1 protein-coding gene (cut by a window edge) is annotated in these 13605 nt (G+C 69.2%); it reads left to right on the forward strand.

Annotation, left to right across the window (positions count from 1 at the left end; genetic code table 11):
• Nucleotides 1-13581: the 3' portion of a hypothetical protein gene (locus ACYVDK_RS08055; protein WP_460520460.1), read on the forward strand. Its footprint begins 12801 nt before the window's first position; only the last 13581 of its 26382 coding nucleotides appear in the window; its start codon lies off the left edge, out of view; it ends in the stop codon at nucleotides 13579-13581.
• The last annotated feature ends 24 nt before the right edge of the window (nucleotides 13582-13605 follow it).

The following is a 13605-nucleotide window of genomic DNA, read 5'->3' on the forward strand; positions in this document are numbered from 1 at the left end:
TCCGTCGCCGGCTCCGTCGGCGTGCAGGTGATCGACTACGAGACCACCGCCGTGATCGGCGCAGGCAGCACCGTTGACTCGGTCGGCGGCATCGCCGTGCAGGCGAGCAACCCGATGGGGCTGCAGACCATCGCAGCGGCCGGTGGGGTCTCGCTCAGCGGGGCCGGGGTGGGCGCGGCCATCACGGTCAACGTGTTGACCGTGCCGACGCTCGCATACATCGACTCAGCGCCAGGCACCCCGACGGTGATCGACGCGGGAGGGGCCATCCTCGTCACCTCCAGTGCGGGCATCGTGGCGCTGGTCGTGCCCGGCATCCCGCTGATCACCGTCGCGGTCACCACCGTCGCCGTCGCTGGCGGTGCCGGAGGGAACAACCTTGCGGTGGGCGGCTCCGTCATCGTCGACGTCGTGAACCTCACCACGCAGGCGTACATCGCCGGCCACACGGCGATCAATCAGGACGTGCCGGTGAATCCGGCCCAGTCGCTCACGATCAGTGCGAACGACTCCACGCAGTTCGTCGAGCTGGCCGGTGCGATTGCACTGACCGGCGGCGAAGTCGGCGTCGGCCTCGGGCTCATCGTGAATGTCTTCAACAAGGATGTGCGCGCCTACCTCGGCGACGCCGTCACGGCCACGGTGGGCGGTTCCGTCGCCATCACCGCGACCGCCGCAGAGTCGTTCACCGAGCTCGCAGTGGATGCGGCGGCGTCCGCTAACGCCGCCGTCGTCGGCTCCTTCATCGTGCTCGTCATCGACCAGGGCGCTGTTTCTGTCAACAGCGCCCAGAACGACGAGGCGCCGGGCACCCGCGCATACATCGACGGGGGAGCGCTGCCGACGACCCTGCATGCCGGTGGCGGCATGAGCATCCAGGCCACCGACACCCTGCCGACGCTGGCGCTGTACACCGGCAACCTCACGTTCGGCGGTGAGGCCGGCGTGGGCGTCTCCTCGGCCGTGCTCGTTCGCACCGGGGTCGTGGATGCCTCCATCGCCGCCGGCGACGACATTCAGGCGCTCGGCGCGCCCGGCCTGGCAGTCACCGCGACGCAGTCCGAGAACGAGACCATCCTCGCGGTCGGCGGAGCGGGCGGCGGAACGGCCGGCATCGCCGGATCCGCCACGGTCGGCGTGCAGAACAACACCACCCATGCGCACATCGATGCCGGTGTGCGCGTCAACGGCGGTGCCGTGAGCGGGCCGGGGGCGGGGATCGCGCTGGCGGCATCCGACGTGACGACCCTGAAGGGTGTTGCCGGTCAGCTGGCGATCGGCGGCGAGGCCGGGGTCGGCGCCGGCGCCGATGTCGAGGTGCTGAACAAGAGCACGCAGGCCTGGATCGCACCGAACGTCGCGGTGCAGGTGGCCGGTGACGCGACGCTCGACGCGACCTCGAGCGAGAACGTGACCTCGATCTCCACCGGCGGTTCCGTCGGCGGAGAGGCCGCGGTTGCGGTGAACGCGGCGGTGCCGGTCTTCACCATCGTGACTCAGACCTGGATCGGGCAGTGCACATCGCCGGTGTCCGCCGGGGACTGCGCGGCCGGGCCGTCCGTGGTCTACGCCGGAGGCAACGCGAGGGTCGCCGCCACCGAGCAGCTCACCATGACCGTCGTCGCGGGTGCGATCTCCGCCGCCGGCTCCGTCGGCGCGGGCGCCGCCGCCGCGGTTCCGGTGATCACGAAGACGACGACGGCGTTCCTCGGCGACTACTCGGTGCTGAACGCGCTCGGCAACACGCCGGGTATCGACGTGGCCACCGGCGGGTTCACCACCACGGCCACCGACACCCGGTTCTCGCCCGGCGCCATCCAGCCGGACGGCGTCACGCTGCACCTGCCGTTCACTTCCAGCTACACCGAGGGCGAGCAGGTGCTCTACGACAACGGGGGCGGCGATTCGATCGGCGGCCTCACCCAGGGCTCCGTGTACTACGTGCATGTGCTCTCGCCCACCGACATCCAGCTGTCGGCCACGCCGGGCGGGCCCGTGATCCATCTCACCGCGCCGCTGAGGGGTGGCGAGTCGCAGCGGCTCGTACCGACCGACAAGGCATCGCCGCCGGTGAGCACCGCCCCCTACTTCGACCCGCACGACGCGTCGAGCACGATCATCACGCTGCCGTACGACCTCGACGTCACCACCGGCGACCCGGTCATCTACAGCTCCGGCGGCGGCGCACCCATCGGCGGCCTCGTCGACGGCGGAGAGTACTACGTGATCACGGGGCCGGGGCCGCATCAGATCGAGCTGGCCGCCACCCTCTGCCAGGCGAACCCGTCGGCGACCGGATGTGCGCCAGGCAGCGTGCAGCAGGCCATCCAACTCGACCCCTCGGTCGCCACGGGGCGTGCGCACAGCATCGTCAAGCAGGGCGCGCAGCCCTCGCCGGATGCCGCGGCCACCCTCGGCGAGCACACGGTCACCGGCGACACGGCGTCCGGCTTCCACGGTGTGGCGATCACCGCGAACAACAGCGATGACATCTCCGCAGCAGGCGTCACCGCCGACTTCGCAGGCATCGCAGGGGTGGGCGTCGGCGGCAGCGTGAACGTCGTCACGGCGACCACCACGGCGTTCATCGGCAAGTACGCGGTCGTGAACGCGTCGAGCTCCGGGGCATCCACCGCCCAGTCCGTGCTGGTCGACGCGGGCAACGCGTTCAGCCTGCTGATGATCTCCGCGGTTGCGGCAGTCGGTGCCGGCGGCGCCGGTGTCGGTGCCAGCGCGGCGGTCGGTGTCGTGAAGCTGACAACGGATGCCTACATCGACCAGAGCGCGTACGTCGCGGCCCAGCGCGACGTCGACGTCGTGGCGGCGGCGACGGATGCCGTCACCTCCTACTCTCTGACCGGTGCGGTCGGGGCGTACGCGGGCGTCGCGGGTGCGGCATCCGTCATCGTGCTGACCACCCACACGTACGCCGACACGGGCCTGGCCGTCACGATCGCGGCGGGTAACAACGTGCTGGTGAGCGCTCATGACGACACGACGGTCTCGGCGGTGGGCGGCGGTCTGGGCGGCGGATTCGTGGGCGTCGGCATCGGCGTCACGGTCACCTCGATCACGAAGGACACCAGGGCGTTCATCGGCGCAGGCGACATCGTCGACGCGCAGGCGAACCAGCCGACCTCGACGCTGGGCGGCGTCTACGACGGGACCTTCGCCGGCAGCGGCGCCGGAACCGGCTTCGGCACCGCACCGTTCAACGGACTGGCGGTGCAGGCAGGTTCCGGCGAGAACATCTTCGGGCTGGCCGTGGCGGTGGGAGGCGGCGCGGTGGGCGTCGCAGGCGGAGTGGGCGTGACGCTGCTGCACGCGACCATCGCCGCCTTCATCGACAGCAACCTGCTGAACCGCACGCTGGTCAACACGGCGGCAGGGGCCGGATCGTTGCAGTCCGTGAACGTCTCGGCGGCCGACGCCACGAAGGCGCTGACGATCGGCGGCGGCATCGCCGGCGGCGTCGTCGGGGTGGCCGGCGGCATCGACATCGGCATCGCGCAGACCACGACCCAGGCGTACATCGGCGGCTACGCCACGGTGTTCGCCGCGCGCGACCTGGTGCTGAACGCCCTGGCGTCGAAGTCGATCACGAGCTACGCGCTCAGCGTGGGCGGCGGAGTGGTCGGCATCGCGGCGTCCGTCTCGGTGTGGACCGTCGGAACCGACCCGACCACGTCGTACAACGCAGGGGCGAACGGCGTCGACAAGGGCACCTGGACCGCGGGCGCCGACTACCTCAAGGGCGATGTCGTGACCGGTTCCGACGGCAACCGCTACGGGGCCCTGATCGATCATCCGACGCTGAACCCGGTGGCCGACACGTCGCACGCCGAATGGGAGGCGGCTGCCGACGCGTTGCAGCCCTCCAGTGGCACGACCGCTCAGACGCAGTCGGGCGATACCGCCAACGGTGCAGGAACAGGCGGCTACCAGCACATCCTCGACAACGCAGGCAACAGCACGTCCGACTCGAACACCAACGCCCGCATCCTGCCGTCGCTGACCGGGGCATCGACGTCGGTGAACGAGGCGGCGCCGTCCAGTGACCTCGTGAACAACCAGTTCGACACTCCGCAGGTGCCGGGAAGCACCACGAGCGAGATCGGCGTCGGAGCGCTGATCGTCGTCGGCGGCAGCGTGCGCATGCGCGCGAACGAGCAGAACGCCTACACCGGCGTCGTCGGCACGGTCGCGGGCGGAGTGGTCGCGGCCGGCGGGTCCGTCGCCATCGCCAACCTCACGAGCTCGACGGACGCCGGCATCGCGACGGGGGTGTCGATCACCGCGGGCGGCGACGTGAGCGTGCAGTCCGTCGTCGGCGAGAACGACTTCGGCATCGCATTCTCCGGCCAGGGCGGCCTCGTCACGGTCGGGGCCCAGGTGGTCGTCATCACCAGCCACGCCTCGCAGACCGCGCATATCGACTCCGGTGCCGTCATCCCCACGGCAGGGGGAACCGTCGACGTGGAGGCGAAGGCCACCCGCACCGTCAACCCCCTGGCCATCGGCATCGCGCTCGGCGGCACCGCGGCCGGTGCTGCAGTCGCCGATGCCGAGGTCGACGGCGACACCACGGCGACGATCGGCGACGTGACCATCGGGGGAGCGGCGCCGGCCGGCAACGTGAACCTGCTCGCGCAATCCGCGATCACGGTGCCCACCGAGGCGTTCGCGGTTCAGGGCGGAATCGGCGCGGGCATCACCACAGCCGGAGCAGTCGCCCACATCTCCGGTGCCACGACGGCGACGTTCAACGGGCACGCGACGCTGAACGGCGGGATGACCGTGGCCGCCTCGGGAACGAACACCACGTCTGCGCTCACGTTCGGCGTCGCAACCGGGGCGATCGCGGCGGGCATCGTGGTCGTCGTCGCCCGCGATGAGCGAACCACCGTCGCCACCTTCTCGAACGGGTCGACGGTGTCTGCGGGCGGAGCGGTCACCGTCTCGGCGGTCTCGGCGAACCATGCGGCCGCCAGGGCACTGGGCGGAACGGTCGGCGGCTACAGCGTGACGCTCATGCTGCCGATCGCGCTCGTCACGGGCACCACGGAGGCGCACCTCGACGGCCAGGTCGGGGCATCCGGATCGATCGGCGTCTCCGCGACAGGCCAGAACCAGGTGCTCGCCGAAGCCGACGTGCTGAACATCTCACTGCTCGGCGGGGGGCAGGGCACATTCCCGGTGGCGCATGTCGAGCAGAGCGCGCAGGTGCTGGCGAGTATCGGCGCAAGCGCCGGCATCCACAGCACCGGCCTCGTCTCCGTCTCGGCGAACATCACCGTCGACGGAAGCGGCCACGGGAACTACGCTTTCGCGCAGGTGCTCGGCGGCGGTGGCGGCGTCATCAACGGCGGGGTGTACACGGCAGACGCCGAGCTGCTCGCCCCGACAACCGCGGAGCTGCGCACCACGGTGTTCTCCTCGGGCGGCGTCTCGGTCACCACGAACGCGACCAACGCGGCCGAGGCCTACACGAAGGTCGGGTCGATGTCGTTCGCCGGCGTCTCGCTCTCCGGTGTGGTGGCCGAGATCGCGCAGAGCGCGGCGACCACGGCGATCGTCACGGGCGGCACGATCTCCTCCACCGGCCAGGTCTCGGTGTCGGCGACGGCTGCCAACGCGTCGACGGTCGGCACCGAGGTCGGCAGCTTCGGCGTGTTCACGCTGGGCGCGTCTCTGCCGTTCGCCCACATCGACACGCCCACTCGGGCCGAGCTCGGCGACCCGGTGCTGAGTGCGAACGGCCTCACGGTCTTGGCGAACGCGTCCAACACGGCCACCGCTGCCAGCCACATGCTCACGGTCGCACTGGCCGGGGCGGCCATCGGCGGAGCGGATGCCCGCATCGATCTCTCTGCGGCCGTCACCGCAATCGTCGACGCGAGCGCCACCACGGTGAACGCCGGAGCCGGTGCGCTGAGCGTCGGCGCAACCTCCGTGAACACCGCGACGGCCACTCCCTCCAGCACCGCAGGCACCCTGCTCGGCATCACGGCCCTGCTGCCCACCGCGATCGTCGCCGCGCCCACCACGGCGGAGTTCGACGGCGGCACGACCACCTCTGCCGCGTTCTCCGTCACGGCGTCGGGGCAGAACGCCGTGACGGCGAGCGCCGATGTGCACTCCTTCGACATCGCGGGAGGCGCGGGATCGACCGCAGACGCCGAGGTGCAGTCCACGGCCGCCGTCACGGCGACGGTGAGCGCGGCCACCTTACTGACGGCATCCGGGTTCGTCACCGTGCAGTCGGCGCTCACCGGCACGGGCGACACGGCCGGCGCCACGATCTCCTCCAGCGGCGGCGGACTCATCCAGGCCGGCGTGTTCTTCGCCGAGGCGAAGGTCGCGGCGCCGGTGACGGCGACCTTCTCCGGCAACGTGCTCGGCTCGACGGGAGCCGCGATCACGGCGTCCGGTCTCAACTCCAGCAGCGCCACCACGCAGTCCTCCGGCTTCGGCGGCCTGACCGTCAACGGGGCCGCGGTCGACGCGGAGGTGCTGGGCACGGCATCCGTCTCCGCGTCATTCGGCGGCGGTGCGCTGGTGACCAGCGGAGCGGTGACCACGAAGGCCACGAGCGGTAACGCGGCCACGGCGAACACCGACACGCTCGACGGCGGCGTCATCGCCGGAAACGTCAGCATTCCGATCGCGCGGATCGCCTCCGGAACGAGCGCCGAGTTCGACGGGCAGCTCACCGGCGGCACCGGGCTCGCGGTCTCGGCGACATCGGGCGCGACCGTGTCGTCGACGTCGGGTGCCCGTGCATTCGGCCTTGCCGGGGCATCCGACTCCTCGCCGCAGGCGCTCATCACCTCAGGAGCGGTCACGCAGGCGAACATCGGCTCCGGTGCGGTGCTGAACGCGCCCAACGGCATTGTGTCCGTCGTCTCCACCGCAGCCAACTCGGCGATCGCTCGCGGCGGCTCCACGAACGGCGGCCTCGGCTCCATCTCCAACGCCAACCCGCAGGCGACCGACAACGCACTCACCTACGCGCGGATGCTCGGAGCGGCGCACGGCGCGACCGCGACGACTCCCGGTGCCGCCTCGATCCAGGTGCTGGCGACGGGAACCGACAGTTCGACGGCGCTGATCAGCGACACCAGCATCGGCGGACTCTCGGTCGCGAACGCCGGAGCGAACGCCACGACGGCCACGACCGTGGAGACCGACTTCGGCAGTCAGGGCGCACCCGTCGCGGCCGTCGGCGACATCACGATCGGCGTCTCGTCGAACCCCGTCTCCATCTCGGCGTCGGAGAGCGAGCACGTCGGCATCGCGCTGGATCTGGCCAGCAACAAGGCATCCGTCACCACGAACCCGACGGTGAACCTGATCATCGGGCAGAACGCGCAGATCTTCGCCGGCGGCACGATCACGGCGTCGGCGAAGCAGAACACGCAGGCGCCGCCGGCACAGAACGTGAGCTACTTCGACGCGGTGACCGGTGTGAACACTACGAACAACGTGATCACGCTGACCGCCCCGCACAGCTTCACCACCGGCAGCACCGTCACCTACAGCTCGCAGGGCGGTACGGCCGTCGGGGGGCTCGGCAACGGCCTGAACTACAACGTCATCGTCGTCGGCAACAACTCGATCGAACTGGGTTCGCTGTTCGACGGCACTCAAGTCGACCCGGCGACCGGAACCATCGCGTTCGGAACCACCATCGGCGGCAGCTTCGTACCACTCGACCACAACCTGCACGAGGGCGACATGGTCATCTACGTGGTGCCGAGCGGGGGCACAGCGGTGCCCGGACTGATCGCGGGCCACACCTACCGGGTGCACGTGGTGGATGCCACACACATCCAGCTCTTCGACCCGAACGAGTCGCAGACCCCCGTCTCCGTCACCGGCTCCGACGTGAGCGGCGGCGACACCTTCACCATCGGCAATTCGTACAACCCGAACGACCCGGTCATCTACAACGCACCGAAGGCGCTCGTCACCTTCTCCAGCCAGCAGGTGAACATCGAGACGAATGCGAGCGGCGACCCGGTGATCACCGGCAACCCGCCTGCACTCGTCGATCAGAACAACAACCAGATCGTCGTCAAGAACCACGGACTCGCCACGGGCGAGGCGGTCGTCTTCTACGGGGGAACGGAGCATCCGCTCGGCGGCCTTCAGAACGGCGTCACCTACTACGTCATCGTCGTGAACGCGAACGTGATCGAGTTGGCGGCCACACAGTGCGAGGCCACAGGGGGGTGCGTGGACAGCAAGAAGAATCCCATCCCGGTCACCCCGCTTACACTCACCCCGGACAAGTCGGCGGCGGCGGAGGCTGCGATCCAGGGGCTCTGGGTTCCCGGGCAGCAGCCGATCCAGGGCCTCGACGACGGGCGCACGTACTACGTGGTGAACCCGAAGTCGGGCAGCTTCCAGCTGTCGCTGACGCAGGGCGGCAACCCGATCGCCAAGCTCGACGGCAGCAACATCACCGGCGTCGGCTCCTTCGTGGAGGCCCCGGTGACGCTCGGCCCCGGTGGAAGCGCAGGGCAACAGCTCGTGCTCGACCTCACGTCGACCGGAACCGGAACGCAGTCGCTCACCGCCCTCGGCATCAGCGGCGGCACGCCCGGTGGCGGGCAGACGTCCACGGCGACGGTCAGCGGCTCGGGCGGCGGTTTCATCTCCTCCTCGACCGCACAGCCGACCGCGAACGAGACCGCGAACGTGACCGTGTCGATCGGCGGTGGGGCTTCCCTCACGGCGGGAGGCAGCATCGTCGTCACCACCGCCTCGAATGCCGGGGTCGCGGCGAACGCGTCCAACAGCGGCGGCGGGCTGGTGGCCATCGGCAGCGCCGAAGGCGTGGCGGCGACCACCACCACCACGACGGTCACGGTCGGTGCGCAGGGCGACCTCGCCACCCTCAGTGCCGGCCACGACGTCACGATCGCGCCGGTGACCGTCGGTCAGGCGAACGCGAACAGCAGCTCCAGTGCCGAGGGTCTCGGTTCCGGTGTGGAGTCGGATGCCGGCGCCACCCTGACCATCACCGCGGGTACGACCATCGCCGCGATCGTCACCGCCGGCGACGACGCGAACATCGGCTCGCAGAGTCTCGCGTACGCCAACGTGAACACGTCAGCTCAGGCCGGCGGGCTCGGGGCCGACGCGAACGCCGGGCGCTGCGGTGGGCCGGGCTGCGACATCAACGTCACCGACAACACCACCGTCGACATCCAGCCGGGCACGCGGATCACCGCCGACACCGTCGAGCTCACCTCCGACGTCGCGGGCATGAACCTGAACAACCAGGCATACACGCACGCGACGGCGCTGGGTGCCGGGTCGAAGGCATCCGCCAACAACTACATCACCTCGAACTCGCTGCTCCATCTCTTCACCGACACGAAGATCGTCGGCTACGAGTCGGTCACGCTCACCGCCGAGCACCAGAACATCTTGTTCGTCGCGCACTCCAACGCGAACTGCGGCTGCTTCGGCGGCGACACCCAGTCCGATGCCACCAACAACTACCAGGGCCTCTCCAACGTCACCGCCGACGCGGGTGCCAAGATCCGCACTGCCGCGCTCGACGTCGAGGCGCTGCAGAACGAGAGCGGATGGACGTGGAACCGCGACCGCGATGGTGCCGTGTTCGACAGCGGCGGCACCGACGGAAACGACTACAACTACGCGCATCGCACCATCGTGTGGAACGCGGACGTCTACCTGCACGCGGCCGATCCTCAACTCGTGGTCGACGCATCCGGGACCATCACCAAGCTGTACGGCGTGGTCGTGAAAGACGACCTCGGCAACACGTACACATTGGGTTCCACGATCCCGACCGGACGCATCATCGAGGTGCAGAACATCGCGAACACCGGCGGCGCCACGATCGTCTTCCACGCGGGTGCCGTACAAGGCCAGCCCGGCGGATACCCCATTCCGGAGAGCGTGCTGACCGGCACTCAGGGCACGTTCACCGTGCAGAACACGTTCGACTTCGTGAGGCTCTACAACTCCTCGAACCGCTCCATGGTGGTGCACGGCGTCGAGGTGGTGAACCTCACCGGCACGCCGGCGACGGTGCAGATCGAAGTGGACGACAGCAAGGACTTCCGCTTCACCGTCGGCATGCCGATCTTCATCCCGACGGCCGTCGACATCGAGAACTTCCTCGCGGGCGGTGGCACTCCGCAGCTTGTGATCGACGGCTGGATCTACAACCCGATCGGCTCGACGCACGTCGACAACCAGCACGGCGACATCCTCGCCGGGCCCGACTCGCCGATGATCACCACGAACACGCTGGCGATCTACGCGGATGCCGGCACCATCGGCACGTACGCCTCCTCCGGCGGCGTCACCGTGCGGGTGCCCATCCCGGTGCAACTGGTGCAGAGCGACTACCTCGTCGACAACATCGACCCCACGCGGTTCGTCGCCCTGGTCGCCGACGCCCTGAAAGACGTCGTGCTCGACATCACGTCGATCCTGCGCGGCGCCCCAGTGCCGTTCACGCCGACGCTCGGGCCGATCCACGCGGGGCACAACATCGACCTCGTGCTGGGCGACAGCCTGCAGGGCAGCGACGTGCCGGTCTTCTCGGCGGACTACATCCAGGTGAACGTCTACAACACCGGCCAGGTCACCACCAGCACCAAGCCGGTCGTCCCGCCGACGGGCCAGTACAAGGCGTACTTCTGGCCAGACACGACACCCGCATACGACCTCTCGCTCGTGCTCACCGCGTTCGGCACCACGAACACCCCCTACGACAGCACGTACGTCTTCCCCGATCTCAGCGCAGGCAACGACATCCGCGTCTTCCACACCGCGACGAGTGCGAACCTCAACATCAGCGCGACGACGAACGTGGATGCCACGCTCACCGGAATGGAGTTCCCGGTGCCGTTCTCCGTCAGCGACGGCGTCGGCGAGATCGACATGTTCACGAACGGCTACATCGTCGACACCGAGGCGACGCGCGACCTGCGGGTGGGCACGATCACCTCGACGAACTCCGATGTGACGCTCACCGCGGCGGATGCCGCGGGCGCCTCGATCTTCGACGTCGCGACCGCCGATGACGGCACGCCGCACGTCGTCGGCAACACGATCACGATGTTCGCGCCGTTCGGCGGCATCGGATTCGTCCACCCGGCCTCACCGGCCCCCGACGTGAACTACCTCGAGATTCGTTCCTCGAATGCGGCCCGCGGCCACGTCTACGCGCTGGCGCTCGACGGCATCTACCTCACCCAGACGACGGGTGACCTGTACGTCTCGCTCGTCGACTCGCTCACCGGCGACGTGGCGCTGACGAACCTGACCGGGTCGATCCTCGACGACGACCCGGCTGACACCACGACTCCCACCAGGGTGCTGGGTGCGAACATCGACCTGATCGCGCACAACGGCTCGATCGGGGCGACGGGAGCGACGCTGCGCATCGCCACTGCCGCGACCGGCCGGCTCTACGCATTCACCGACCGCACGGCGTCCCTGCCGGTCGGCGCGAACCCGCCGGCAGACATCGACGTCACCCAGGTCGCCGGCCCGCTCACCGTGCTGCGCGCCGAGTCGATGTTCGGCAGCGTTCGACTGGCGGTCCCGTACGACGGCAGTGGGGCGTCCGATCTGACGATCGTGAACGACGGCGCGACACTCGACGGCGCTCAAACGGTGACCCAGGGCCGTGTCGTCGCGGGCGGCTCTGGTGGTGCGGCAGGCAGCCTCGCCGGTGCCGGCGTGCTGCTGCAGGTCGGCGATGACCTGTACGAGCCGGCGGGCGCGATCATCCAGGGCGACACGGTCACGATCTACGGTGAGTACGGTCAGAACCCGGCCACGCCCGTCGGGTCGACGCTGTACTTCGGCGGAACGCTCACCGGGCACCCGGCCGAGGTCTACGGCGGAGCCGGAAACGACACGTTCGTCTTCGACCACACCTACCTCGGCGGGCAGACGGATGTCTACGGCGGGGCGAGCTCGACGGCATCCGCCCGCGACGGCGACAACACCTTCGTGGTCGACCATCTGCAGACGATGACGACGACGCACCTCGACACCTCGGGCGACGCGTACGACGGACTGCAGGTGCGCGACACTCTGCACCTCGACGGCGAGTACGGCAACAACTCGTACACGATCGACACGTGGGGAAGCGTCGACCCGCTGAACCACGACTACCGCATCGAGGTGCTGAACACCGGCGCCTGGGGCGGCCTGAACACCCTGACCGTGAACGGCTCCGACGGGCCCGACGTGTTCCTGCTGCGCGGCGCATCCGTCATTCCCGATCAGCCGCAGGCGCAGCAGCCGGCGTTCGTGGCGCTGTTGAACTCTTCGAGCGTCGCGACCCAGCGCATCGACTACGACGACCACATCAACGCGAGGCTCACCGTCAACGGCCTCGGCGGAAACGACGTGTTCGCGCTCGACGACAACAGCTCCATCACGACGATCAACGGTGGTTCAGGGAACGACACGTTCATCATCGGGCAGATCTACGCGACGCCGAGGGTGGCGCCGAACGTGCACCCGGAAGACGCGTTCCCGACCACGCTCACGGGTTACGGCTACGTGAGTCGCGGCATCAGCTTCCCGACGACCATCTACGGCGGATCCGGCGACGACACGTTCATCGTGAACCACAACATGGCCGAGCTCAGGCTGGAGGCGGGTACCGGAGCGGACTCGTTCGTGTTCGACCCGATGCTGATCGCTTCTGCGTCGCCGAGCCCGTCCGGCCCATCTGGCGCTTCTGGCCCGGCCGCCGGATTCCTGCAGAACGCGTTCGTGACGCTGGACGGCGGACCGGATGCCAGTACCGTCACTGTGAACGTGATCGGCGCGCCGTCTCAGGTGAAGGCCGACATCAACGGCACCACAGGCGAGGGACTCAACCTGCTGACCCGCGTCTTCCGTGCCGCTCCCACGCTCTCGACGGCGCCGCTGATCACGCCGCTACCGCTGATGCTGCCGAATGAGGATCCCTCCGGCCTGCCGGTCATCCCGGTCGTCGACCCAGTGGCGGGCGACGGTCAGGTCATCGTCACCGAGCCGGGCGGGCGCACGGTCATACTGCCGGGCGGTCCGACGCAGGCGACGTACACGATCCGGCTCGGCACCGCGTCGACGGCGGATGTCTACATCACCATCTCCGTCGCGTACGGCCCGGGTGCCCCCTACGCGCTCATCTCGCTCGACGGTGTCACGTACTCGACCATGCTCATGCTGGTCATCCATGCGGGCGACACGAGCGAGCACACGATCTACGTGCGGTACGCGCCGGGGACGACGCTCGATCCGGAGGAGATCGTCGAGACGATCAGCCACTCCAGCCAGAGCGAGGATCCCGCCTACCAGCACGCGAGCATCCGCAACGTGTACGTCAACCTGCAACCGCCCATTCCTCCGACGCCTCCCACCCCGCCGACGCCCCCGGTGCCGCCGAACGGTGGCGGCTCGCATGCCGCCGGTTCGGGGCTTGCGCCCACCGGTTCGGATACCGCGCCCCAGCTGGCACTGGCCCTTCTGGCCTTGCTCGGCGGTGTGGTGCTCCTGACGCGCCGCTGCACGCGCCGAGCACGCTGATCGAGAGCAACCGACGCCGCTGGA

The organism is Humibacter antri (assembly GCF_054777235.1).